The organism is Paracoccus sp. AK26 (assembly GCF_011801365.1).
In the GTDB taxonomy this organism is placed as follows: Bacteria; Pseudomonadota; Alphaproteobacteria; order Rhodobacterales; family Rhodobacteraceae; genus Paracoccus; species Paracoccus aerius.
In genome coordinates this window covers 1,380,197-1,405,336 of sequence record NZ_CP041041.1, presented here as the reverse complement: position 1 = coordinate 1,405,336, position 25,140 = coordinate 1,380,197, and the positions used below count along the sequence as shown (strand labels likewise).

Genomic DNA, 25,140 nt, shown 5'->3' with positions numbered 1-25,140 from the left:
ATGCTGTCCCTGCGATTATGGTTGTTTCTGAACAGCATCACATCCGAAAGTTCACGCTGCGCCAAGCACGACGAGTCAAAGGCAAGCCTTGGATGCGTGAATTCAATGTTGCGGGAAAATGCATTTACAGATTGCCCGGTTCATGGGCGATCCACGGACGAATCAGAAAGGGGGAACAGCGACCTGTTCCCCCTTCCCTTTCACTCGATCATCGGCAGCAGCTTGTTCAGGCTGTCCTTGGCGTCGCCATAGAACATCCGGGTGTTCTCCTTGAAGAACAGCGGATTTTCGATACCGGAATAGCCGGTGCCCTGCCCCCGCTTGCTGACGAACACCTGCTTGGCCTTCCAGACCTCCAGCACCGGCATCCCGGCGATGGGGCTGTTGGGGTCGTCCTGCGCCGCCGGGTTCACGATGTCGTTCGAGCCGATGACGATCACCACGTCGGTCGAGGGGAAGTCTTCGTTGATCTCGTCCATCTCCAGCACGATGTCATATGGCACCTTGGCTTCGGCCAGCAGGACGTTCATGTGGCCGGGCAGACGGCCTGCGACGGGGTGGATGGCGAAACGCACCGTCTTGCCCGCCGCCCGCAGCTTGCGGGTCAGTTCGCTGACGGCGGCCTGGGCCTGCGCAACGGCCATGCCGTAGCCCGGCACGATGATGACGCTGTCGGCGTCGTTCAGCGCGGCGGCCACGCCTTCGGCGTCGATGGCGATCTGCTCGCCCTCGATCTCGGCCGCGGGGCCGGCCTCGCCGCCAAAGCCGCCCAGGATCACGCTGACGAAGTTGCGGTTCATGGCCTTGCACATGATGTAGGACAGGATCGCGCCGCTTGAGCCTACAAGCGCGCCCACCACGATCAGCAGGTCGTTGCCCAGCGTAAAGCCGATGGCGGCGGCGGCCCAGCCCGAATAGCTGTTCAGCATCGACACCACGACGGGCATGTCGGCCCCGCCGATGCCCATGATCAGGTGGTAGCCGATGAAGAACGCCAAAAGCGTGATCAGGATCAGCCAGAAGATCGCAGGCCCGACGCCCGTGAAATAAAGAATGCCCAGCAGCACCGACAGCGCAAGCGCGCCGGCATTCAGCATGTGTCCGCCCGGCAGCTTTTTCGGCTTGCCGTCCACGCGCCCCGCCAGCTTGCCAAAGGCCACAACCGACCCGGTGAAGGTGACGGCGCCGATGAAGATGCCCAGGAACACCTCGATCTTCAGCATGGCGATCTCGGCCGGGGTCTTGTCGGCCAGGACGGCCGCGAAACCTTGGAAGACATGAACCCCGCCCTCGGCCTTGGCGCGCAGCACGCGGGCCAGCTCGATCTGCGCGTTGAAGCCGACAAAGACCGCCGCAAGGCCCACCAGCGAATGCATGGCGGCGACAAGCTGGGGCATCTCGGTCATCTGGACGCGCTTGGCCACGACCCAGCCGACGGCGCCGCCGATCGCGATCATCACCAGCGACAACAGCCAGTTCCCCGCGCCCGGCCCAAACAGCGTCGCCAGCACGGCCAAGGCCATGCCCGCGATGCCGTACCAGATCGCGCGCTTGGCGCTTTCCTGTCCCGACAGGCCGCCCAAGGACAGGATGAACAGGACAGCGGCAATCACATAGGCCGCAGTGGTAAATCCGTATTCCATTCCTGCGATCCCTTACGACTTCTGGAACATGGCGAGCATGCGCCGGGTGACCATGAAGCCACCGAAAATGTTGACCCCCGCCATCAGCACCGCCAAGGCACCCAGCAGGACGACCCACCAGGACCCGGACCCGATCTGCATCAGCGCGCCCAGGATGATGATGGAACTGATCGCGTTGGTGATCGCCATCAACGGCGTGTGCAGCGAATGCGCGACGTTCCAGATCACCCGGAAGCCGATAAAGCAGGCCAGCACGAAGACGATGAAATGCTGCATGAAGCTGAAGGGCGCGAACAGCCCGATAAGCAAAAGGACCGCTGCCCCGACGACCAGCAGCGTGACCTGCGACCGGGTCTCGGCCTTGAAGGCCGCGACTTCGGCGGCGCGACGTTCCTCGACCGTCAGCTCGCGCTTTTTCTCCTTGGGCTTCTGTGCCGCGATGGCCGCGATCTTCGGCGGCGGCGGCGGCCATGTGATGTCGTGATCGCGCGTCACCGTGGCCCCGCGGATCACGTCATCCTCCATGTTGTGGAAGACGACGCCGTCCTTCTTGGGTGTCAGGTCGGCCACGAAGTGACGGACATTGTTGCCGTAAAGCTCGGACGCCTGGGCGCCCATGCGCGACGGGAAGTCGGTATAGCCGATGATCGTCACGCCGTTTTCTGTCACGTGCCGTTCGTCGGGGATGGTCAGCTCGCAGTTGCCGCCGCGTTCGGCCGCAAGGTCCACGATGACGCTGCCGGGCTTCATCGCCTCAACCATGTCGCGGGTCCACAGTTTCGGCGCATCGCGGCCGGGGATCAGCGCGGTGGTGATGACCACGTCCATCTGCGGCGCAAGCTCTCGGAACTTGGCAAGCTGCTTTTCGCGGAATTCGGGCGACGAGGGCGCGGCATATCCGCCGGTTGCGGCGCCGTCCTGCGCTTCCTCGAAATCGAGGTAGACGAACTCGGCGCCCATCGACTCGATCTGCTCGGCGACCTCGGGGCGAACGTCGAAAGCATAGACCTGCGCGCCCAAGCTGACGGCCGTGCCGATGGACGCCAGGCCCGCCACCCCTGCCCCCACGACCAATACCTTGGCCGGCGGCACCTTGCCGGCCGCAGTCACCTGGCCGGTGAAGAAGCGGCCGAAGTTGTTTGCAGCCTCGATCACAGCGCGATAGCCCGCGATATTGGCCATGGACGACAGCGCGTCCATCTTCTGCGCCCGGCTGATCCGCGGCACCATGTCCATGGCGATGGCGGTGATGCCCTGTTCCTTGGCCAGGGCCAGCATTTCGGCATTCTGGGACGGATAGAAGAACGAGATCAGCGTCTGGCCTTCCCGCATCTGGCCGATCTCGCCCTCGGACGGCTGGCGCACCTTTGCCACGACATCGACCGACGCGATCAGATCGGCGGCCGTCGGGACCACGGTGATTCCGACCGCGCGATAGCTGTCATCCGAGAACCCGGCCCGCGCCCCTGCGCCGCTTTCGACGAAGACCTGGTGCCCCAGCTTCATGAGATGCCCGGCAGAAGAGGGCGTGATCGCGACGCGCGCCTCTCCCTCGAAACTTTCCTTCAACGCGCCAATCTTCATGGCTGTGTTGTCCCCCGTTCGCTCGGTTCCCGTTTGGCTGACAGATAGCATCGCGAAAGAAAGTTTCACAAGTGCGTGTGTAGCCTTTGCAGGACGAAGGTCGAAGGAAGGCTTGCGCGACAAAAGAAAACGCCCGGGATCGATCGACCCCGGGCGGCATCTGGTGCTGGAAAGCGGCGATCAGTTCGCCGGAGCCGTCGTCGCAGGCGGAGTGGTCGTCGTAGCCGGCGCCGGGGTTGTGGTCGCGGGCGCAGGGGTCTCGTCAACGGTTACCGCGTCATCCACGGCCGCGCCGGCATCGCTGGCCGCATCAGCCGCGGTTTCCGCAGCGGCGTCGGCCGCGTCGGCGGCTGCACCGGCAGCGTTCTCCAGGGCAGTCCCGGTGGCCTCGGCAGCGTTGTCGGCAGCCGAAGCTGCGCTTTCGGCAGCATTCTCGGCGGCGGCAGCGGCATCCTCGGCTGCATCTTCGGTTCCGGCAGCGGCGCTTTCAGCGGCCGTTTCCGCTTCATCCGCTGCGGCCTCGGCATCGGCCGCAGCGCTGCTGGCGGCATCGCCGGCCTCGGGCGCTTCGGTCGTGGTGGTCACGGTGGTGGTATCGCCTTCCGTGACAACCGTGTCATCGCCGGTAAAGCGCTGAAGCACGAAATATGCCAAGGCCAGGGCCAGAAGAACGCCGATGATCAGCGGCAGGGGCGACGAGCGACGCTCGACCGGTTCGACATACGTCTCGTTCCGGATGGTCGGGTCGGCAGGACGGGCGGGATCAATAGGCCGGGTGCGGTTGGGGTCGTTCGGATCATGGGTCATTTCTGGCCTCCAGAGTTCTGTGTTGATACGCCGGTCTCAGCGTCGCCCCCGATCTGTTCCGCCCCCCCGGCGCCTGTCAATTCGACCGGGCCGGGCATGGGCGAGATCAGCCGACTTGCGACCCGGCTTTCATGCGACTAACACATTGGCCGTGAACAGGTTCCGCGAGCCGGAGCAGCTTTCTTCATGCCGAGGATGCGATGACCAAAACTCACGGGCAGAATGTGCATAAACTTGCCGATTACCGCCCCTATCCCTTTGTCCTGTCGGCGACGCGGATGCGGTTCCGGCTTTCGCCCGGAAACACGCGGGTCCACGCAGAACTGTCCCTGGCGCCACGCGATGCGCAACAGGCGGCCGACCTTGTCCTGGACGGCGGCAAGGCTGTTAGGCTGCTGGCCCTGACCATCGACGGCCAGCCCCTGGACCCCGCCCATGTGACGCGGCAGGAGGAGACGCTGACGATCACCGCAGGCGCCCTACCCCGCCACCCCTTCCTGCTGGAAACCGAGGTCGAGATCGACCCTTCGGCCAACACCGCCTGCGAGGGTCTATATATCTCGAACGGGATGTTCTGCACCCAGTGCGAGGCCGAGGGCTTTCGCCACATCACCTTCTATCCTGACCGGCCCGACGTGATGGCAACCTTCCACGTCACCATCGACAGCGACCTGCCGGTCCTGCTGTCGAACGGCAACCCGGTCGGCCAGTCGCAGGGCCGCGCCGAATGGCACGACCCCTGGCCCAAGCCGTCCTACCTGTTCGCACTTGTCGCGGGCGATCTGGTGGCCGTCAGCGACAGCTTCACCACACGGTCGGGCCGCAAGGTTGCGCTGAACGTGTGGGTCCGGCCGGGCGATCAGGACCGCGCGGGCTTTGCGATGGAATCCCTTATCAAGTCAATGAAATGGGACGAGGATGTCTATGGCCGCGAATACGACCTGGACGTCTTCAACATCGTGGCGGTCGACGACTTCAACATGGGGGCCATGGAAAACAAGGGGTTGAACATCTTCAACTCGAAACTGGTTCTGGCCAGCCCGGAAACCGCGACCGACACCGATTACGAGCGGATCGAGGCCGTTATCGCCCATGAATACTTCCACAACTGGACCGGCAACCGGATTACCTGCCGCGACTGGTTCCAGCTTTGCCTCAAGGAAGGGCTGACGGTCTTCCGCGACCAGCAGTTCACGTCCGACATGCGGTCGGCGGCTGTCAAGCGGATCGAGGATGTGCAGGCGCTGCGCGCCCGCCAGTTCCGCGAGGACCAAGGCCCGCTTGCCCATCCCCCGCGCCCGGACCGCTATGAAGAGATCAACAACTTCTACACAGCGACCGTCTATGAAAAGGGCGCCGAGGTGATCGGGATGCTGAAAAGGCTGGTCGGGGGCGACGGTTATCGCCGGGCGCTGGACCTGTATTTCGACCGTCACGACGGCGACGCCGCCACCATCGAGGATTGGCTGAAGGTCTTCGAAGATGCGACCGGCCGCGACCTGGCGCAGTTCAAGCGGTGGTATACGGACGCAGGTACCCCGCGCCTGACCATGATCGAGGATTGGCAGGATGGCACCCTTGCGCTGACCTTCACGCAAGAAACGCCTCCCACGCCGGGGCAGGCCCAGAAACTGCCACGCGTGATCCCCGTTGCCGTGGGCCTGATCGGTCCGAACGGCGACGAGGTGACGCCGACCCAGGTGCTGGAGGTGACCGAGGCCAGCCAGACCTTCACCTTTGCAGGTCTCGGCGCGCGTCCAGTGGTGTCTGCGCTGCGCGGCTTCTCGGCCCCGGTGATGCTGTCGCGCGACCTGGACGATGCCACGCGCGCCTTCCTGCTTGCCCACGACACCGACCCCTTCGCCCGATGGGAGGCAGGCCGGGAATTGGCCCTGTCCGCGCTGATCGCGGCCTCGCAGGGCAAGACCGTCACCGGCGACTATGTCGATGCGATCGGTCGCCTGATCGCCGACGATGCCGCCGATCCCGCCTTCCGCGCACTCTGCCTCAACCTGCCCGGAGAGGAGGAGATCGCCACCCGCCTGTCCAGTGAGGGCCTGACGCCCGATCCCGATGCCATCCACGCCGCGCGGGAGTTGCTGGCCCGCCAGATCGCTGAAACGCATCTGGATCTGCTGTCGCAGCTTTACGAGGATATGAAGGTCGAGGGCCCTTATATCCCCGACGCGGCGGGAACCGCCCAGCGGTCCCTTCGCAACGCTGTTCTCGCGCTGCTGACCCGCATCGACGGCGGCGAGCGGGCTGAGATCCTGTTCGGCATCGCCAGCAACATGACCGAACGCATGGCCGCCCTGACCTGCCTGCTGCGGCGCGGACGCGGGCAGGCGGAACTGGCGGCGCTGCAGGATCAGTTCGCCGGCAACCGGCTGGTGATGGACAAGTGGTTCGCCGTCCAGCCCATGGCGGCCCCGCCCCTGCAGGCGGCCGCCGTCGCGCGCGACCTGTCGCAGCGCAAGGACTTCGACTGGAAGAACCCCAACCGCTTCCGTGCCCTGCTGGGGGGGCTTGCGGCGAACCATGCGGGTTTCCATGCCGCCGACGGGTCGGGCTACGACTTCACGGCCGACTGGCTTTTGCGCATGGACGCGCTGAACCCGCAGATGGCAGCGCGCCTGTCCACGGCCTTCGAGACCTGGACCCGCTATGACCCCGGCCGCCGCGCCAAGGCCTTGGCGGCATTGGAACGAATCGCCGCGTCCGAGGGTTTGAGCAAGAATACCCGCGAGATGGTGTCGCGGATGATCGCCGCAGGTCGATGATCGCGGTTGCGGGCGCCCCGGCAGCGGGGCAGAAAGGCCGGGATGACTGACCGTTACGCCGATCCCAGGGCCGAGATGCAGGCCCGACTGGACCCGCTGATTGCAGAACGGGCGCCGTGGCTTTATTCGGGCAAGGCGCATCATCGCGTCGCGAGATGGGCGATGATGGGCCTGCTGCGCTATCCGACGACCATCCGCCTGGGATCCGAGTTCCGCGACCTGCCCACGGCCGAGATCATGCGCCGCATGACCGACCTGATCGTCCGCGATGTCCGGGTCGAGGGGATGGAGCATATTCCCGCCACCGGCCCCGCGCTGATTGTCGCGAACCATCCGACCGGCATCGCCGACGGCATCGTGGTCCATGCTCTGGTCTCGCATCTGCGCGACGACCTGTTCATCTATGCCAACCATGACATGATCCGCGTCTTGCCGCAGGTGGCCGACCTGATCGCGGGCGTGGAATGGCGCATCGAGAAACGCAGCCACGCCAAGACCAAGGCCACGATGGATTACACGCGCGAGGCTTTGTCGGCGGGCCGGATCGGGCTGATCTTTCCTTCGGGCCGGCTGGCGAAACGCCAAGGGCTGACGCTGCACGAACGTCCCTGGATGGCAAGCGCGGCCATGATCGCGCGCAAGTTCGGCGTGCCGATCATCCCCTTGAATATCCGGGCGCGCAATTCGGCGCTGTTCTACCTGCTGGACGCGATCCACCCGACGCTGCGCGACGTGACCTTGTTCAACGAGGTGCTGAACAAGCGCAGCCAGCCCTATCGCGTGACCGCAGGGGCGCCCATCGATCCCGCGACCCTGCCCAAGGGCGAGGATGCGATCAACGTCCTGCGCGACGCGGTGCTGTCCCTGCCCGCGCCCGGCCCCGACGCTGCGCGCCTGATGCAGGACCGGGGCGGGGCAAGGCTGGTGCGCGGGTCGGAAGGCCTGGCATGACGCGGCCCGCTCACCCGCTTCATCTTCTGTAAGGAAATATCCACGGGGTACCGGGGGCAGTCGGCCCCCGGCCTTCGCCTCCCCGCAAGGACAGGCAATCCAGTTCAGACCGCTGCCTTGCGGCTTTCCTCCAGATAAATCTCGCGCAGGCGGGTCGCGACGGGGCCCACCTGCCCCGTGCCCACGGCCGCGCCGTCGATTTCCACCACCGGCATCACGAAGGCGCTGGCCGAGGTGATGAAGGCCTCGTCCGCCGATTGGGCTTCGGCGATGGTGAAGCTGCGCTCCTCGACCTGCATCTGCGCTTCGGCGGCAAAGCGAAGAACGGCGGCGCGGGTGATGCCGTGCAGGATGTCGTTCGACAGTGCGCGGGTCACGATGGTTCCGTTCTTGACGATATAGGCGTTGTTGCTGGTGCCCTCGGTCACCATGCCGTCCTCGACCATCCAGGCGTCGTCCACGCCGCGGGCCTTGGCCTCCATCTTGGCCATCGACGGGAAAAGCAACTGCACCGTCTTGATGTCGCGGCGGGCCCAACGCGCATCCTCGATGCTGATGACCTTCCAGCCGGTTTTCGCTGCGGGTGCATCCGCTAGGCCAGGCTTTGACTGCGTGAACATCACGACCGTGGGCCGCGTGCCCGCCGGGGGATAGGCAAAATCGCGATCGCCCGGATTGCCCCGCGTGACCTGCAGATAGACCAGTCCGTCCGTGATGTCGTTCTTGTCAACCAGGGCGCGAAAAGCCGACAGGTATTCCTCATCCGAAAGCGGGTTGTCCATCGCAAGTTCGCCCAACGACCGCTTCAGACGGACCAGATGGCCTTCGAAATCAAGCAGTTTGCCGTCGAGGACGCTGACGACCTCGTAGACGCCGTCGGCCATCAGGAACCCCCGGTCGAAGATCGAGATGGTGGCCTGATCCTCGGGCAGGTAATCGCCGTTTACAAAGACCGTGCGCGTCATGATGTCCCCCTTGTCCGCATTTGTCGGCGTGGTCCTGCGCCCAAAGCGCCGCGTCGTCAAGACAAACCAAGGTCCGGGCTTGATGCTGCGGGTGCGAAACAATATTGCTCTATGGGACGCAAATCTTTACGGACCTGACCCATGAGCTTCCGCACCCAGCCCCTGCCCCCCGCCCGCCTGAACCGCTGCCAGCTTTTTGGCCCGGGTTCCCGCGAAAGCCTGTTCGAGAAGATGGCAAAGTCCGCCGCCGATGTGATCAACCTGGATCTGGAGGATTCGGTCGCCCCCGCCGACAAGGACCGGGCACGGGCCAACATCATCCAGGCCATCGGCGACATCGACTGGGGCGACAAGACGCTTTCTGTCAGGATCAACGGCCTGGACACGCCCTTCTGGTATCGCGACGTGGTGGACCTGCTGGAACAGGCGGGGGACAGGCTGGACCAGATCATGATCCCCAAGGCCGGGAACGCCAGCGACATCTATGCCGTGGACGCCTTGGTGACGGCCGTTGAGCGCGCCAAGGGCCGCAGCAAGCGCATCAATTTCGAGGTCATCATCGAAAGCGCGGCAGGTATCTGCCATGTTGAGGAGATCGCGGCCTCATCTCCCCGGATGCAGGCCATCAGTCTGGGCGCTGCGGATTTCGCGGCCTCGATGGGCATGGCCACGACCGGCATCGGCGGGACGCAGGAGAATTATTACATGATCCGCGAGGGGCAGAAATACTGGCCCGATCCCTGGCACTGGGCGCAGACCGCCATCGTTGCGGCCTGCCGCGCCCACGGGCTGCTGCCTGTGGACGGACCCTTCGGCGATTTCAGCGACCAGGACGGCTTTGTGGCGCAGGCGCGGCGGTCGGCGACGCTGGGCATGGTCGGCAAATGGGCGATCCACCCCAGCCAGATAGCCCTGGCGAACGAGGTATTCTCTCCCAGCGAAGCGGCCGTCGCCGAGGCGCGCGAGATCCTCGCCGCCATGGAAAAGGCCAAGGCCGAGGGCGCGGGCGCGACCGTCTACAAGGGCCGGCTGGTCGACATCGCCTCGATCAAGCAGGCCGAGGTGATCGTGCGCCAGGCCGAACTGATCGCTGGCTGAAACCCGAGGGGGCGGCCGACAGCCGCCCCTATCCACCGGCCTGCCAAGTCTTGACCGCCTCCAGGGGCCACAGCAGCATCAGCACGTTCAGGGCCAGGCCGTCGCGGATCAGCCAGATGGTCAGCGCCTCGAAGCCCAGGACGATCGCGACCGACAGCCAGACCGGCAGCCAGCGGGCCAGGTAAAAGCCCACGATCATCGCCCCGATGTCGGCGACAGAATTGACAACGCTGTCGCCATAGTAGTCCAGCGAGATGGTCACGCTGCGATAGCGTTCGATGATGGCGTCAGAGTTCTCGACAAGCTCCCACGCCGCCTCGACCAGGGTGGCGATCAGCAGGCGCCAGCCAAAGGGCAGCCGGCGCGCCACCAGCCAAAGCAGACCATAGAACAAGATCCCGTGCAGCAGATGCGAGGGGGTATACCAGTCCATCAGGTGCTGCGAGTTTTCGGAACTGTTCGTCTGGCCGTGCCACAGCTTCACGTAGCCGCATTCGCAGATGGGCACGCGGCCCGCCCACAGAAGGATGGCCGCCGCCACCAGCACCAGGGCAATGACGCCCCAATACGGGGTCCGGTTGCTGCGGGTCATCAGGGGGGATCCTTCGCTAGGGCCGTCGCAGTTTCTGGAACGCAGCAGAAGCGCCCCAGCCCGCCGCGACAGCGACAAGCAGCGACATCAGGCCGTACAGAAACGGCTGGTCGAAGGCCAGGCGGTAAAGCCAGCGTTCCAACCCCACCTTGCGGACATTGATCGGGGCGACGAAGACGTCGATCACCTGCCCGTCGCGCAACAGGAAGATCCGCGTCTTGTAGGCGCCCTCGACCAGGTTAGCGGGCAGGCTGACATCTGCGCGGAACAGGGTCTGGTCGATCAGCGACACGCTGCCCTCGTCCAGGCGATACAGCCCCTCGTCCTCGCGGATGCGGATCAGGGCCTCGGTGAACGGAACGGCGCTTTCCACGGCGACCTGACCCGCAAAGGCCCGCATCGCCAGGGGAAGCGAAATCCGGTAGCGGTTGTCCCATTCGGGCAGCAGGATGTCGTCCAGATCGGCCGTCGTTGCCACGGCATAGAAGCCGGGGGCCGCGCCGATCCTGACCGATTGGGCATTGACCCAGATCCCCGCCTTGCGTTCCTTGCGCCAAACGGTGACGCCGCTGGACGGGGCCTCGACGGTCACGATCACCTGCAGGGGCGGGCCTTCGGGAATGGGGCTTTCGCGCTTGATCGCGCCATAGATCAGGATGTCCGACCCGTCGAAGCTGGCCGTGATCGCCACGCTGTCGCTAGACAGGCCCGCGACCACGGATTCCGCGGGCGGCTGAAACTCGTCAGGTGGCGCGGCCTCGATCGGCAAGGCATCGGCATTGCCCGGCGGGACGGTGGATTGCGCGCTTGCCGTGCAGGACAGCGCCAGCAGCATCAAGGCGGCCGCCAGTTTCCGCATCAGCCGATCCCCGGCTGGATGGCATAGAAGTCGTCGGGCGTCAGGAACAGGTCAAGCGCCAGCTTTCCGCAAACCGCAAGCACCAGCAGCGCCAGCAGGATGCGCAACTGTTCGGCCCGCAGTTTTGCGCCCAGAGTGGTGCCGATCTGGGCACCGACCACGCCCCCCACGATCAGCAGCACCGCCAGCATGATGTCCACGGTATTGTAGCTAACGGCGTGCATCAGCGTGGTGAAGGCCGTGACAAAGGTGATCTGGAACAGAGAGGTTCCGACGACCACCCTTGTCGGCATCCCCAGCAGATAGATCATCGCGGGCACCATGATGAAGCCGCCGCCCACCCCCATGATCGCCGCCAGCACACCCACCGCGACGCCCACCAGCAGCGGGGGAATGACACTGATGTAAAGCCCGGATGCGCGGAACTTGACCTTTCCCGGCCAGCGATGGACCCAGTTGTGCTGGTGCAGCCGCTTGCGGTTCCCCGGCTTCCTTGACCGGCGCAGGGCGCGGATGCTTTCCTGCAGCATCATCATGCCGATCAGGCCAAGAAAGACGACATAGCAAAGCTGCACGACCAGATCGACCTGGCCCAGTTCCTGCAGCAGCGTGAAGACCCAGACACCCATCCAGGATCCTACAAGGCCCCCCGCCAACAGGACGCCCCCCATTCTGAAGTCCACGCTCTTGCGCTTGACATGTGCCAGGACGCCCGACACGGACGAGGCGACGACCTGGTTGGCGCCGGTGGCCACGGCGATGGCGGGCGGGATGCCGATGAAGAACAGCAGAGGGGTGATCAGGAAGCCTCCTCCCACGCCGAAAAGCCCGCTCATCACGCCGACAAGGCCGCCAAGCCCGATCAGCGTGAAGGCATTGACGGATACTTCTGCGATGGGAAGATAGATCTGCATGGTCCGCGCGCCGCTTGCGTCAGGGGCAAGGATGCAACGGCCCGGCAGGCAGGTCAAACCGCTTTCCTTGGCCCGGCCGCCCTCGGGATGCTGGCGCTTGAAGCGGGACCATCGCCCGGCTAAGCAGGAACGAAGACGTGAACAGGCGCTGTCTCAGGCGCCGCAGGACGGTGCGGGCCCAGGCAATGCGAATACTGATCACCAACGACGACGGCATCAACGCACCGGGGCTTGAAGTCCTGGCCGAGATCGCGGCGACGCTGGCAGGTCCGTCGGGTCAGGTCTGGACCGTCGCCCCAGCCTTCGAGCAGTCGGGCGTGGCCCATTGCATCAGCTATTCGCATCCGACGATGGTCGCGCGTCTGGACGAACGCCGCTACGCGACCGAGGGAAGTCCTGCGGACTGCGTCCTGGCCGCCATTTGCGACATCATGGCCGACGCGCCGCCCGACCTGGTGCTGTCGGGGGTCAACCGGGGCAACAACTCGGGTGAAAACGCCATGTATTCGGGCACCATCGGCGGCGCGATGGAGGCCGCCCTGCAGGGCCTGCCCGCCATCGCGCTGTCGCAGTATCTGGGACCGAAGACGGCGGGCCTCGCCGATCCCTTCGAAGGCGCCCGCCAGCACGGCGCGGCCGTGATCCGGCGGCTGCTGGATCATGGCGACTGGACCTCGGACGCGGATTTCCGGCTGTTCTACAACATCAACTTTCCGCCTGTCCCCGCGACCGCGGTCCGCGGCACCCGTATGGTCCCGCAGGGGCGTCGGCAGGGCACGAACTTCAGCGTCGTTCCCTATACCGCGCCGAACGGGCGCCGCTTCATGTGGGCGGCGGGCGGCGCGCAGAACGCCCCTGCCCGACCCGGCACCGATGTCGCGGTGAACATGGACGGCTTCATCTCGGTCACGCCGATGCGGGCGGACCTGACCTGCCACGCCTCGCTGCAGGACATGGCGGGGCTTTTCGACGACGACACCCCTAAGGCGGAGATTTCATGACCGTCGATCACCACGACGACGAGGAAGACCCGGCCGAGCGCAAGATGCGCTTTCTTTTCCAACTGCGCTCGCGCGGCGTGACCGATCCCCGCGTGCTGGCCGTGATGGAGCGGATCGACCGCGGCCTGTTCGTGCGGGGCCAGTTCGCGGACCGTGCATACGAGGATACGCCCCTGCCCATCCCCTGCGGCCAGACGATCAGCCAGCCCTCGGTCGTGGGGCTGATGACCCAGTCGCTGAACCCCGGCCCGCGCGACACCGTGCTGGAGATCGGCACCGGCTCGGGCTACCAGGCGGCAATCCTGTCGGGGCTGTGCCGCCGGGTCTATACGGTGGACCGGCACCGCCGCCTGGTGCAGGAAGCCGAGGCGATCTTCCGCCAGCTTGGCCTGCACAACATCACGGCGCAGGTGGCCGACGGATCGCGCGGTCTGCCCGACCAGGCACCCTTTGATCGCATCCTTGTCACCGCCGCGGCCGAGGATCCGCCGGGGTCACTGTTGGCACAGTTGAAGATCGGCGGTATCATGGTGGTGCCGGTGGGACAGTCCGATGCAGTCCAGACCCTGATCCGCGTGACCCGGACCGACGCCGGCTATGATTATGACGAATTGCGACAGGTGCGATTTGTGCCGCTGGTCGAAGGGTTGGGACCGACATGACCCGGATCTGCGGCAAGGCAGGTTAAGGACGACGGGAATGAGCAGGACAACGAAACGGCTTGCCAGCATGGGGGCCGCAGCCCTTCTTCTGGCGTCTTGCGGGGCGACGGGATTTGATCCGGACCTGCGGGGCTGGATGCCGGGGGCACTCAGCACGGCCGATGCGGCAGCCCGCGCCGCGCCGCGGCCGCAGCCCGACCGCCGGGGCGTCATCACCTTTCCGAACTATCAGGTCGCGGTGGCCCGCAGTGGCGACACGGTGGGCAGCGTCGCGGCCCGGCTGGGCATCGACGCGGCGCGGCTGGCCCAGCACAACGCCCTGCCGGCCAATGCCCCGCTGGCCGCAGGCCAGACGCTGGTCCTGTCGCAACGTGTCGCTGCCGGCACCGGCCTGCCCGGCTCCGCCACTTCCCCCGGTGCCGTGGTCGATCCCTTCGCGGGACAGGCCGGTCGCCCGGCGGCCCCTGCCCCTGCCCCCGCCGCGCCACAGGCCTCCGCTCCGGCGGCAAGTCCAGCCAACCCGGCGCAGCATGTCGTGGCCTCGGGAGAGACGGCCTGGTCGATTGCCCGCAAATATGACGTCACTGTTCAGGACCTGGCCGCCTGGAACGGCTTGCCCCAGTCCATGACGCTGCGGGTCGGCCAGCGGCTGATCGTGCCGGTCAAGGGCCAGGAGGCCCCCAGTGCCGTAGCCGTGACCACCGCCCCGGGCACCGGCAGCCCGACGCCACGCCCGCCATCAGCCGCCCAGCCCCTGCCGGCCGAGGATACGGCCCCCGCAGCAGAACCGGGCCCCGCAGCGCCGGCCACGGATCTGGGCGCGACGCGGACCGCGGCCTCGGCCGGGGGGCGGTTCCAGATGCCCGTGTCGGGGTCGATCATCCGCGTCTATGAAAAGGGCAAGAACGACGGCATCGACATCTCGGCCACGGCGGGAACGGCGGTCAAGGCTGCGGGCAGCGGCACGGTCGCGGCCGTCACCCAGGACACCGCCGGAACGCCCATCGTGGTGGTGCGCCATGACGGAAACCTGATGACAGTCTATACCGGGCTGGACGGCCTGGACGTGGCCAAGGGCGACCGGGTGTCGGGCGGCCAGTCCATCGGCACAGCCGGCCGCGGCGGCTTTGTCCATTTCGAGGTGCGCCAGGGCTTCGACAGCGTCGATCCGGAAAAATACATCAACTGACCCTGCGGAACGCGGCGCGATCCGGCACGTTGGTTTGCGATAGCAAGGCTAACGGAGGATAAGGCATGGATCATTCCGAACATCCCCGGCTTCTGCCGGACGAACTGACCGACGCGGTGTTGACGGGCGCGACCATCTATGGCCCCGGCGATGAAACCGTGGGAACCGTATCCCATGTCCATGGATCGGGAAGCAGCGCGCAGGTGGTGATCGATGTGGGCGGGTTTCTGGGCATCGGGTCCAAGCCGGTTCTGGTGCCTGCCTCGGACCTCGACCTGATGCGCGACGGCGACGGGGTCGTTCACGGCGTATCCCGCTGGTCGAAAGAGGACCTGAAGGCCCTGCCCGAACATCACGACTGACAGCAGAAGGCGGCGGCCGGTCCGCCGCCTTTCTGTGCAGACACACGTAAAACTACCATCGTGTTCAGCGTATACGCGGCTGCCTCTCTTCAGACGGCGGACGAAGTTGCCATTCGACACGCATAAAACTGCCATCGAAAGTTCAAGAAAAATGGCCGCCTGAGGCGGCCATTCCCGAATTTTTTCGGATCCTTGGCCAGTTATGAGGCCACGAGGCGAATGTTCTCGATGCTGATTCGCAACGAGTTGAACCCGAGTTCTCCTTGCGCGCGTCCGATCTGCCGAAGTTTACCCGAAAGGATCATCTGCAGCAGATCGCGCATCGGGATGCGCGCACGCTTCGAACACTGGTTCAGCGATACCCATTCCGCTGGCACATCCGACATCTCCGGCACCATGACATGGATCTGCTCCAAAGCTTGCTCTACTTCCAGGGCGTCGAAACCGCACTTGTCTCGGGTGTTCTCTCCCTGGCTTCGGGTCAGCGGCGTGAGGACGCCGAGGTCGATCAGGCAGCTGGCGATCGGTCGAGTTGCTCCTAGCAGCGCAGGCAGCTGCACGAACGGGACCGAACGGCTCAGCGAAGCCGCCGCTTGGCGACCTTCTTCTGCATCAACCAGCAGGATGGAGGCAGGCTTGTCTGCATTCTCCGCCCCGATCAATCGGCGCTCGACCAAGACTTTGCCGAGGGTCTGCGGATGCAAACCGGACTGCAGGGCAAGCGATTGCACCGAGTATTTCCGACGGCGTTCGATGCGTTCACCCAACAGATCGCGCCCAACGCAGACATCCATGTTCTGCACGATGTAGTTGCGCAACAACTGCTTGATCGGGCCATGATCCGGGCGATTTCCGGGCTCGAGCAGCCAACGATAGAGCTGGCCGAGCACGGTGAAGTAGTTCTGCCCGCCCTGCCCCCGCTCAAAGGCTGCAGCCTGGAGCTCTGCAAAGGCGGCGTGCAGGCCGTGCTCGCCTGCTGCCACCCATCTCCACCCCATGCGGCCCGCCAGGTCCCAGCCGTCTCGGTCGACAGACCCCAGGTTGATCGTGGTGCCAAAGGCCATGACGACACCGAGCATCTGTGTTGTCCTGACCGCCTGTTCGAGGGTTTGTCCATCCAGCCACTGAGGCCCTGACCGGCCTTCGAGGCGGCCCAGCACGTAGGTTTGTAGGGGTGATGGCTCACGACGCATCCCGTTTTCCGCCAAGGCGACAAGGGTGGCGCCCCGTTCCGGAACATGTTCGATCAGCTTGCGCTGCATCTTGTCCCGGTGATCCCGGCCCCTATAGATCAGGGCGATGCCGTGCTCCGGGCAAGTTGTCACGACACGAAGGCTCCAAGCCAACCGGTCACGTCGGCAGATCCCCGGATCGCCACCAAGAAGGTCGTCTTGATGCAGGCAAAGGGGGCAGAACCGCGTTTCCTCCCGCACCATCATGGACGCCGGAAAAGGTTCGGACCGGAGGGTGAAGTTCTGATTGCCCACGGACACAGCAGTGTTGTGCCAGACTGGCGCGGCGTCCTGCCCCGCAACCTCGCAGAGGCGATCAATGACGCTGCGGCGCCCGTGCAGAAAGTCCGGAGAAGCGATGCTCTGATCAGACAGGAACGTCCTGAGGGTCGAGCAGCCATGGAGCACCGAAAGGCGAGCGGCCCAGGATGCCGGCGTCTCGTCAGGCTGGAACGGCAGGTGCGGAAACAACTGCGGCATGATCAGTTCCTCCGTCCGCGCTGCCGAACCGTATGCTCATTGTCATCACCGTCAGGGTCGATGCTGCTCCAGTCATCAGCCAGGAAGACGTTGCGGCCAGGTGCACAGCCCTCCAGCATGGCCCAAGCCAGGGCGAAATGGTCGTTGGTCAGACTCGCGTCACCACGACCCAACGCCGCCTCAATGGCGTTCAGTGCTGTTTCGATGCTGCGGCCAAAGCGATGGCGCGATGCGTGGAACAGCCTTGCGACGAGATCAGCGGACAGGTGGGACTTCAGGTCTGCCTGAGCACAATAGGCCTCGATCAGATCGTGAAAGTCCTCCCCGTCGGTTGCGGCGCAGACCGGCCGCAACTGCATGGTGGAAAACCGCCGTTGGACCTGCGGATCGCTTCGGATGATCTCGTGCAGCTGCTCAGTGCCGGACAAGATCACGATCACCGCCTCATCGCCTTGCATCAGCGACTTGAGGGCCCGCAGGATCATGGCCCTGTCTTTGCAGAACAGGTCGTGGGCCTCGTCGATCCAGAGCACGCATACCCCGAGCATCTTCAGGCGCGACCTGATCTGATCCCAGATGCTCCATACCTCCCGCCTGTCCGAAAGGTTCGGATAGCCACTGTGCCGAAGGATCTCGCAGCCCATGCTCTTGAGCGTTGCCGGGCTGGGCACGCTTACCCGCAGCCAGGCTGGAGTCCCTTGAGACCCGACCTGCAAAGCCGGAAGGGTCGCAAGCTGATGGGCGACAGTTGTGGACTTCCCGCCGCCCGGGCCGTCCACCACGAGAATACCACGGGTTTCACCGGTGGCCGAATACCTGACCGCCTCAGCGGCCAGGTTTCCGGCGTCATCGCGACGCAGAAGGCGTTCGAGGTGGGACCGGAATTCGGCGTCCCGAGGCCCCGTGACATGGCGGGTGCGCAGCGACAGCATGATGCGCGCGTTCTTGGCGTGATCGATCATGCTCAGTCCTCCAGCTTGAACTTGCCGCTGCGCGCGGGCTTGGCCGTCGGAGCACTAGGTTTCTGCACCGGGATGCTTTCATCGGAAACGGCAGCGGTGTCGATGGACCGGCCGATGCCGCCATTACGGGGTGCGGAAGGCTTATTTGGGCCGACATCGAAGCCGATCATCAGCTTCTGCTCTTCGCGGCGCAGACGATCATCAGACCAGTCATCCACAATCAGACCGTTGGCCGCTTGCGCGTCTTCGGAGCGGCCCCGAATGTCGCGCAACGCTGCACGGATGACCGCGTCGTCATGGCGTTTCCGGTCGGGGTCTGTAGCCCTGACCTCGCGCACGGCCGACATCCAGAGCTGCGCACTGAGACCGTGCAGGTCCTCCAGGACAGCAGGCACGGTGATCCAGTCGTGATCGATACGAACCTCGATGGCGCCGATGTCGCTGGGCAGCCAGCGGATCTCGAGTTCGCGATTGCGCCGGCTCATGAAGTGGGCTGCCAACCCGGGAGAGTGATACTGGGCACCGAGAACCCTGATGCCGCTCTTGTCCAAGGTCCGGCGGATTTTCTGGCCAAAGATGAGGCGGCTGGTGCGGGTGTCGGGTGGTGGCGTCACGCCGAACTGAGCCGTCAGGCGCTCCCAGCATTGCGCAGGCGTTTCGCCACCAAGGCCCTCATGTTCGGTGTTGTGATAGATATCGACAACCCAGCGGACCAGCACGAAGGCCAGATCGTTTACTGTCAGACAAGCCCGATCCGACGGGTTGCTGTCGCCTTTCTCTGCGATGCCGGAGAAAGTGCGGCCAGCGAGTTCAGGAAGGAGATTGATGGACATCGTCCGGAACAGGCGCTCGACCCGGCCGCGCAGTTCCGGCACCCCGGCGACGGCCCGCGTAGCGGAGACACCCAGATCCGCACAGACTGTCTGAAACTCCTGAGAGCGAAACGCCGGCCCGCAATCGGTGACGAACTCTTCCGGCAACCCATGCATATACCACTGGCCATGAGCCTTGACTGCGGTGGACAGTGCCCCCTTGTCAGACAGCACCATCTTGACCGCCTGGATGGCTGCGCTGGCCTTCGCAGAGGGTGTCATGACCAAGGCGAGAATACACCTGGTTGTTGCACACATCGCCCCAGTCACCGTCCACCGGAAAGACTCACGATCCAACCCAAGTGCCATACGCTCATCTGACGTGAACCAGTCAAGCAACCCGGCTTCGGCCAGCTTTACGATGATATCGATGTTCCATTCGTCCATCTCGACACGTTGCAAGGGCCGGCTCAGCGACAGCCCCTTGCCGACCGGCGCAAACTTCTTGCGGGCGGCGGCTGCCCCCATCCGGCGGAGTTCGACATGATACGGATCGAGCCCACGAATGGCTCGGCGCACGGTTTCGCGACTCGGAGTGACGAGAACAGGTAAGCCTTGGGCAGCAAGTTCGGCATTCTTCTTCTCGAAAGCGCCCTGAACACGCTCGACGATCACTTGGATTGTAGGCCTATCGGGGTGCATGTATCCTCGCGCTTCGGACATCATAAGCCCGATAGCGCTGGGACATAATGAGGAACTGCGGTTTCCACGAAATCGCGCGCGATCAACAAGCCCTGCCAAGCCTTCGGCCTCATAGGCCTTCAGCCATTTCCGCAGCGTTCTTGAGCTCGGGCGCTTTCTGAACTGGAACCCGGCAGATGCATGGGAGGCACTCGGTCCTTTCAGATGTTCTGCATGATCAAGAGCAATACCTCTGAGTTCACCCATGTTGGTTTCGATCGAAAGATCCGTTCGACAGATTTTTCTCTTCCGTTCCAATTCAAAAAATGACTTCACCCAGATCTCGCGAGCAAAGACGTCATCTTGCTGCTTGTCGGTCAGCAGAGAGATCAACGTGTCCGTCTCGTCTGAGCGACGCTGCGCTGACTTAGCTGTGAAGTAGTTGCGCTCGGTCTGGATCCGACCGGATGCGCCTAGCTGGCTCAGCTCGGCGTGGGTGAACTGAACAGCGATGCCACCCTCCTCCGGACGCCTCATGACCCAGCCGACCTCGTTGCTGCTGACGGGGCGCCAGGCCTGATTGTCGATCATGACACGGTCATAGAAGCCAAACGCATAGTGGTGACGCTTCGTGTCGAACTGGATGTTCATGCCGGTTCTCCTACATGGAAGACTTCGGTGTCGTGGGTCAGTCGTTCATGACGAACGGAACGAAGGCGGCCTTTCCGAACCAACCGGATCAAGGCTCGATACCCCCTTGCCCCGAGGCCAATGCGGGCCGTCAGTTCGCCGAGCGAAGCGACCCCTGCGCTTACACCGAGAACATCGACGGCTGCCGCGTCGGCTTCCGCGTCCGGCTTGCGCATGCCGTAAGTCAGCCGGGCATTTGACAGCTCAGTCGGATCCAGATCGACATCCGTCAGCAGCCGCACATCATCGACAAACCCGGACATCTTGGCCTGTTGGGCAACCTGGGCGATTTCCCCCATGAACTTCGGGGTAAGGCGCGCCTTGGGCTTGACGGGATAGGCGATCCGTCGGCCATCGACCTGCTCCACCAGAAGGTCGAAGTAGTGCGTCCGGAATTTGCGCGGTGCTGCCTGCCATTCGAAAGCGACCTGTTCGCGGAGGACCTTCGTCATGGGATGGGCATCAAGGCAGTGGGCCCAGTTCTGCTCCAGCAGGCTTTCCGTGTAGAGCAACCGCCCGGGCCACTCGCCCACCATCAGGTGACCGGTGAAGTGACCCTTCGAGGCGGTGGCTGGACGGCGGTTGCCCAGGCTGGGCTCGTGCAGGACGGCGAAGCCGTTTTCATCAACAAGCATATCTGTCTCTCGACAATAGTTTCCCGTCCTCGCCCGGAAGTGGACGAGGAAAATGGCGTTGCCTTGCGCGGAGGGTGTCGAAGCTTGCCCCGCAACTGCGGGTTCGCTCGCCTCTGCACAGGGGCCTTCTGGTTTTCGAGAGGACAGTCCGAAGGCTTGCATTCCCGAGCGGGAAATGCTAAGCGGAAACCACATGACTGGCGGATTTCGGTCTGCCTCTAAAGACGCTCGATCTGTTGGCGCAGGTCGGGCGTCCTTGTTTTCAGGTCCTCATCATCGTGCCTCCCTGGGATGCTGTTCATTGGCAATGCATAGCACGTTTCAGGCCATCTTCACAGAAACTGTTCCAAATCAATCAGTTGAAGCGAAAATAAAGCACAGCGTCTATTTTTCAGGTGTCGTAACTCTGGCCCACACAATAGCGATGGTTCGCCAAGGCTGGCCAACCACAAATGCCTGTGCGGCCGCGTTTCGGCACCCGCCGTCAGACGAATGCGAAAGCAGCCGAGAAGATTATATTATCTGGGACTGAACTTCTTGCCGCACACGGATCGACAAAGCGATGCCGCCGGCAAAATGATGCTGACCGGCCATCTCTTTCGCGCTGATTCGGCGGCTCAGAGTTGGTTCACCACAAACACTGGCATCCGCTACAAGTGGGGCAGTGGTCAGATTGGTGGGCGAGGTCAGGTTCATGTATAGAGTATAGGAAGTTTGGTAAGCCGATGACAAGGCCGAAAATTCGCAGACAGTTCCGGCTTCGATCAACACTGCGGGGCCGTAGCTCCTGTCTGCGCCCCTGGAATAGGATTGGGCGTCACATGGACGCTCAGAGACTGCGAGCCAGCAGCCATGACGACGGATCCGCTGTTCGGGTCCATCACCCGGCGCAAATCTTCCGTGGGTGCTGACGCAACAAGTTTGGCGACGAGCTTCATGTCGGGTTCGGCGTTGGAGGGGAGTCTGGCAAGTTTCGTCAGACGCCGACGGAAACACCAGCACCGAAAGCGACAGCCAGAAGGGAAGCACCGCCTCAATGGTCGTCACCTTGATCTCCCTTCTTCAGCACGTTCCTGAGCTTTGTAAAATTTTCTGAGCTCCTTGGATGATTTCAATCAGCGAAGACCGTCACGCGCCAAGGCTTCCAGCCCTGTGACAATCAATCACAGACTTACTCCGTTTTTGGATAACTTGGAGTAACTTACTCCACTGCTGGATAAGATGGAGTAAGTGCGCGGCAACCAGACTAATCTTGCACGGCGATGTCTGCACCGGTGCAGTTGTTGGAAGCTCCTGCCGTTGAGAGTCGGCCTGCTGCCAATACAACGTCAGGCCGCTTCCAGCGATTATCCCGCGCACCACCCGCCGGTCATCGAGGGGTAGTTAGCGCTGACTATTGGAGAAGAAGGACCGCAAGCGATCCATCTGCGCGTTGGGGAGCCAGAAAGGTCCTCCTCATTCAACGTTCTTGCAAAGGAACTCATTACTTGCACTCGCCGACCCGAACTCACCCGAGTGTTTCTCGTGCTCGCCGGACCAGGCCCTTCAGATCGTCCAGGCTATATTTTCCAAAGGCACCCTCGTCGCCCGCGATGAAGGAGGGCGTGCCCATCAGACCTATGTGTTCCGCCAGGAGGAAGCTGTAGGTGATATGGCGCTCCACGCGTTCGGACTGGATGTCCTGCTCCAGGCGGGTCCAGTCAACGCCAGCCTTTGCGGCAGCCTGCCGGGCAGTATCGGCATTGGCCTTGCCCTTGATCGAGAACAGGGCCTTGTGCATCTGCCAGTAACGGCCTTGGGAAAGCGAGGCGAGGGACACCCGAGCAGCGTCCTCTGAGTCCGGCCCGAACACCGGCCATTCGCGGAAGACCACCCGCAGGTTCGGATCGGACAGGATCAGGCGATGGATCGGGTCGACCATCTCGCGGCAGAAGGGGCAGTTGTAGTCGAAGAACTCGGTCAGCGTCACGTCGCCGTTGGGATTGCCGAGGACGGGTGCCGTGGGATCACGCTCTAGCGCCTTTCGCAGCTCCTCCGGCATGGGATTGTTCCGTTGCGCAAGCGCGACGGTGGGCAAGACCAGCAAACCGGTGCTGGCGACGAGGAAGTTTCGACGGTGCATGCATCATCCTTGAACCAAACGGCGCCATGTGCTGCGCCACGTCATGGAAGGTTGATGGGTCACCAAGCTTAAGGGGAACTTAAGAACAGGACCTTTCGTCAAGATCCGACAGCGGGAGGGCGATCGACATCTGCTGCCCTCCTGTTCCTTCACCCACCTCCAGCCGTCCGCCCATGCGCTGAACGGCGGCGACAACGATGGCAAGTCCCAGGCCGCTGCCATGAACCTCGCGGCCCGGACCGCGCCAGAACCGGTCGGTGACGCGGTCGCGGTCCTCGGGCCGGATGCCGGCTCCTTGGTCGCGAACCTGGACGGTCACAGATGATCCGTTGCAGGTCGCGATCAGGCGGACGACCCCACCCGCGGGGGAATGCTGGATCGCGTTCTCGACCAGATTGCGCAGGGCGCTGTGAACCAGGATCCGCGGCGCATAAAGCGGGGGAAGATCGTCAGCCTCGATCAGCAGGCGCACCTGGCGGGCATCGGCCTGATCCTTGGCTTGATCGGCAACATCGGCAAGCAACTCCGCCACGTCCAGCCGGTTGACCGACGTCGCGTCCTGATCAATGGCCGTCAGGTCCAGAAGCTGGCGCACCATCCGGTCAGTTCGGTCGACCGAGGTGGCGATGGAAGCCAGGGCGCGGTCGCGCACCGCCGGATCGGCGGCCATTCGGGCAATTTGCGCATGAGTGCGCAACCCGGCCAAAGGGGTCTTCAGCTCATGGGCCGCAAAGGCGGTGAAGTCACGTTCAGAGCGCCGGACATCCTCAAGCCGCTGAAAGAGGCTGTTCAGCGCTTGGCGGACGGGGCGGATCTCGCGCGGGTCCCGGCTGTCCGGCAAGGGCTGCAAGTCGTCGGGCTTGCGTTGGCGCAGGGCGCTTTCCAGATGCACCAGGGGTGCAAGGCCACCCCCGACGCTGATCCAGATCAGCAGGGCGAGTGCGGGAAAGATCACCGCCAGCGGCCAGAGAAGGCCTTGCACCACGTCGCTTACCAGACGATCGCGCACCTCCATCCGGTCGCCAACCATGACGCGGACCCCGACATCTGGGTTGATGACGGTGAAGACGCGCCACGGTTCCCCGTCGATCTGCGTCGTCGCAAAGCCTTCGCTGTCCGACAGCTTTGCATCTGGCGCCCCCGACGACGCGCCCAGCAAGTCGCCTTGCAGCGACCAGATTTGGCAGGACAGCTGGCGCGAGTATCCGCTCTCGCTCGGCAGGGCGATCGTGGCCTGCGCGGCGGCGTCATTCAGCGCGATCCGGCGGTCGCCCATGAGCGAGCTGACCATGTTGGCCGCCTCGGACAGGCGGGCGTCCAGCACCCGCTCGACCTGAGCGCGGGTCGAGATGTTGATCCAGAGGACCGCCGACAGCCAGACCGCAGTGGTGGCCAGCGTCAGGATGAGAATGAGGCGAAGACGGATCGACATCAGCCCGCCGTCGCGCCGGACACAGGCATGCAATAGCCCAGGCCGCGCACCGTCTCGATCACCTCTCGACCCAGCTTGGCGCGCAGGTGGTGGATGTGGACCTCGACCGTGTTGCTCTCCACATCCTCCTGCCAGCCGTAAAGGCGTTCTTCGAGCTGCGTGCGAGACAGAATGCGCCCTGGGCGCTCTGCCAGGGCATGCAGGATGGCGAACTCGCGTCGCGACAGGCGCAGGAGCTGGCCATCTCGTGTCGCCGTCATCGCTGCTGGGTCCAGTTCCAGCCCGTTCCAGTTGAGGACGGGCGTGGCGCGGCCACCCTGCCGGCGCAGCATGGCGCGGATCCGTGCGGCCAGTTCATCGAGATCGAAGGGCTTGCCCAGGTAGTCGTCAGCACCCGTGTCCAACCCGGCGACTCGGTCGCGGACCTGGTCTCGCGCCGTCAGCAGCAACACCGGCAACGTGTTCCCGCCCGCCCGCATCTCGGCCAAGAGGTCGGTGCCTAGGCCATCGGGCAGCATGATGTCGAGCACCATGCCGCCGAACTCGCTATGGGCCAGGGCTTCCCGGGCATCGGCAAGTGTCGCGACAGCATCCACGGTAAAACCCGCCAGGCCGAGACCAACCACCAGGCCCTCGGACAGCACCGGGTCATCTTCCACGATCAAGAGCCGCATGGGCATCCTTTCC

Annotated in this window: 22 protein-coding genes; 7 read left to right on the top strand and 15 right to left on the bottom strand. The window is 64.1% G+C overall.

Annotation, left to right across the window (positions count from 1 at the left end):
• Positions 1-200: 200 nt before the first annotated feature.
• The 3 genes from FIU66_RS06905 to FIU66_RS06895 all read right to left on the bottom strand — a co-directional run bounded on the left by FIU66_RS06905 (position 201) and on the right by FIU66_RS06895 (position 4,034).
• Positions 201-1,643, bottom strand: a complete 1,443-nt coding sequence (locus tag FIU66_RS06905) for an NAD(P)(+) transhydrogenase (Re/Si-specific) subunit beta (RefSeq protein ID WP_167622014.1) — start codon at positions 1,641-1,643, stop codon at positions 201-203.
• A 12-nt stretch (positions 1,644-1,655) separates the two neighbouring features.
• The gene (locus FIU66_RS06900; protein ID WP_167622013.1) at positions 1,656-3,227 is read right to left on the bottom strand and encodes a Re/Si-specific NAD(P)(+) transhydrogenase subunit alpha; all 1,572 of its coding nucleotides are present in this window, start codon (positions 3,225-3,227) and stop codon (positions 1,656-1,658) included.
• 180 nt (positions 3,228-3,407) lie between these two features.
• Entirely contained in the window at positions 3,408-4,034 is a 627-nt protein-coding gene (locus FIU66_RS06895) for a hypothetical protein (protein ID WP_167622012.1), read from the bottom strand.
• Positions 4,035-4,234: 200 nt separating this feature from the next.
• On the opposite strand from FIU66_RS06895, the gene pepN reads away from it, so the two are divergent.
• Positions 4,235-6,814, top strand: coding sequence for an aminopeptidase N (gene pepN, locus FIU66_RS06890; protein WP_167622011.1), 2,580 nt, complete (start codon positions 4,235-4,237; stop codon positions 6,812-6,814).
• 42 nt (positions 6,815-6,856) lie between these two features.
• Positions 6,857-7,765: a 1-acyl-sn-glycerol-3-phosphate acyltransferase gene (locus FIU66_RS06885; protein ID WP_240544629.1), complete on the top strand. Its 909-nt coding sequence runs from the start codon at positions 6,857-6,859 to the stop codon at positions 7,763-7,765.
• Between the two features lie 104 nt (positions 7,766-7,869).
• Here FIU66_RS06885 and FIU66_RS06880 read toward each other — a convergent pair whose 3' ends face one another.
• The gene (locus FIU66_RS06880) at positions 7,870-8,730 is read right to left on the bottom strand and encodes a D-amino-acid transaminase (protein ID WP_167622010.1); all 861 of its coding nucleotides are present in this window, start codon (positions 8,728-8,730) and stop codon (positions 7,870-7,872) included.
• 141 nt (positions 8,731-8,871) lie between these two features.
• Here FIU66_RS06880 and FIU66_RS06875 point away from each other — a divergent pair, with 141 nt between their 5' ends.
• Positions 8,872-9,828, top strand: a complete 957-nt coding sequence (locus FIU66_RS06875; RefSeq protein WP_167622009.1) for an L-malyl-CoA/beta-methylmalyl-CoA lyase — start codon at positions 8,872-8,874, stop codon at positions 9,826-9,828.
• A 28-nt stretch (positions 9,829-9,856) separates the two neighbouring features.
• Here the strand turns inward: FIU66_RS06875 and FIU66_RS06870 are convergent, their stop codons facing one another.
• From FIU66_RS06870 to FIU66_RS06860, 3 genes are read right to left on the bottom strand one after another with little or no spacing between them, the layout of a single operon-like run.
• Positions 9,857-10,420: a DUF2585 domain-containing protein gene (locus tag FIU66_RS06870; RefSeq protein ID WP_167622008.1), complete on the bottom strand. Its 564-nt coding sequence runs from the start codon at positions 10,418-10,420 to the stop codon at positions 9,857-9,859.
• Between the two features lie 16 nt (positions 10,421-10,436).
• The gene (locus tag FIU66_RS06865) at positions 10,437-11,279 is read right to left on the bottom strand and encodes a TIGR02186 family protein (RefSeq protein WP_167622007.1); all 843 of its coding nucleotides are present in this window, start codon (positions 11,277-11,279) and stop codon (positions 10,437-10,439) included.
• Positions 11,279-12,193, bottom strand: a complete 915-nt coding sequence (locus FIU66_RS06860) for a sulfite exporter TauE/SafE family protein (protein ID WP_167622006.1) — start codon at positions 12,191-12,193, stop codon at positions 11,279-11,281. Before FIU66_RS06860 ends, FIU66_RS06865 begins: the two co-directional genes overlap by 1 nt.
• A 185-nt stretch (positions 12,194-12,378) precedes the next feature.
• Between FIU66_RS06860 and surE the strand changes: the two genes are divergently transcribed.
• The 4 genes from surE to FIU66_RS06840 all read left to right on the top strand — a co-directional run bounded on the left by surE (position 12,379) and on the right by FIU66_RS06840 (position 15,407).
• The gene (gene surE, locus FIU66_RS06855) at positions 12,379-13,194 is read left to right on the top strand and encodes a 5'/3'-nucleotidase SurE (protein ID WP_167622005.1); all 816 of its coding nucleotides are present in this window, start codon (positions 12,379-12,381) and stop codon (positions 13,192-13,194) included.
• Positions 13,191-13,856 carry a protein-L-isoaspartate(D-aspartate) O-methyltransferase gene (locus FIU66_RS06850; protein WP_167622004.1) on the top strand — a complete coding sequence of 222 codons (666 nt, stop codon included), beginning with the start codon at positions 13,191-13,193 and terminating at the stop codon, positions 13,854-13,856. Before surE ends, FIU66_RS06850 begins: the two co-directional genes overlap by 4 nt.
• 37 nt (positions 13,857-13,893) lie before the next feature.
• Positions 13,894-15,045, top strand: coding sequence for a M23 family metallopeptidase (locus tag FIU66_RS06845; RefSeq protein WP_167622003.1), 1,152 nt, complete (start codon positions 13,894-13,896; stop codon positions 15,043-15,045).
• Positions 15,046-15,110: 65 nt separating this feature from the next.
• Complete coding sequence (locus tag FIU66_RS06840) at positions 15,111-15,407, top strand: PRC-barrel domain-containing protein (protein WP_167622002.1); 297 nt, start codon at positions 15,111-15,113, stop codon at positions 15,405-15,407.
• 200 nt (positions 15,408-15,607) lie between these two features.
• Here FIU66_RS06840 and FIU66_RS06835 read toward each other — a convergent pair whose 3' ends face one another.
• The 8 genes from FIU66_RS06835 to FIU66_RS06805 form a co-directional block, all read right to left on the bottom strand.
• A complete protein-coding gene (locus tag FIU66_RS06835; RefSeq protein WP_167622001.1) occupies positions 15,608-17,119 on the bottom strand; it encodes a TniQ family protein in 1,512 nt (503 codons plus the stop codon).
• 2 nt (positions 17,120-17,121) lie between these two features.
• Positions 17,122-18,081, bottom strand: coding sequence for a TniB family NTP-binding protein (locus FIU66_RS06830; protein ID WP_167622000.1), 960 nt, complete (start codon positions 18,079-18,081; stop codon positions 17,122-17,124).
• Between the two features lie 2 nt (positions 18,082-18,083).
• A complete protein-coding gene (locus tag FIU66_RS06825; RefSeq protein ID WP_167621999.1) occupies positions 18,084-20,225 on the bottom strand; it encodes a Mu transposase C-terminal domain-containing protein in 2,142 nt (713 codons plus the stop codon).
• Positions 20,222-20,899, bottom strand: coding sequence for a hypothetical protein (locus tag FIU66_RS06820; protein ID WP_167621998.1), 678 nt, complete (start codon positions 20,897-20,899; stop codon positions 20,222-20,224). The genes FIU66_RS06825 and FIU66_RS06820 overlap by 4 nt, the downstream gene beginning before the upstream one ends.
• A gap of 513 nt (positions 20,900-21,412) precedes the next feature.
• Complete coding sequence (locus FIU66_RS18050) at positions 21,413-21,595, bottom strand: hypothetical protein (RefSeq protein WP_158247931.1); 183 nt, start codon at positions 21,593-21,595, stop codon at positions 21,413-21,415.
• An 811-nt stretch (positions 21,596-22,406) separates the two neighbouring features.
• Positions 22,407-23,021, bottom strand: coding sequence for a DsbA family protein (locus FIU66_RS06815; RefSeq protein ID WP_167621997.1), 615 nt, complete (start codon positions 23,019-23,021; stop codon positions 22,407-22,409).
• A 79-nt stretch (positions 23,022-23,100) separates the two neighbouring features.
• The gene (locus tag FIU66_RS06810; protein WP_240544759.1) at positions 23,101-24,453 is read right to left on the bottom strand and encodes a sensor histidine kinase; all 1,353 of its coding nucleotides are present in this window, start codon (positions 24,451-24,453) and stop codon (positions 23,101-23,103) included.
• Positions 24,453-25,127, bottom strand: coding sequence for a response regulator transcription factor (locus tag FIU66_RS06805; RefSeq protein WP_167621996.1), 675 nt, complete (start codon positions 25,125-25,127; stop codon positions 24,453-24,455). Before FIU66_RS06805 ends, FIU66_RS06810 begins: the two co-directional genes overlap by 1 nt.
• Positions 25,128-25,140 lie beyond the last annotated feature (13 nt).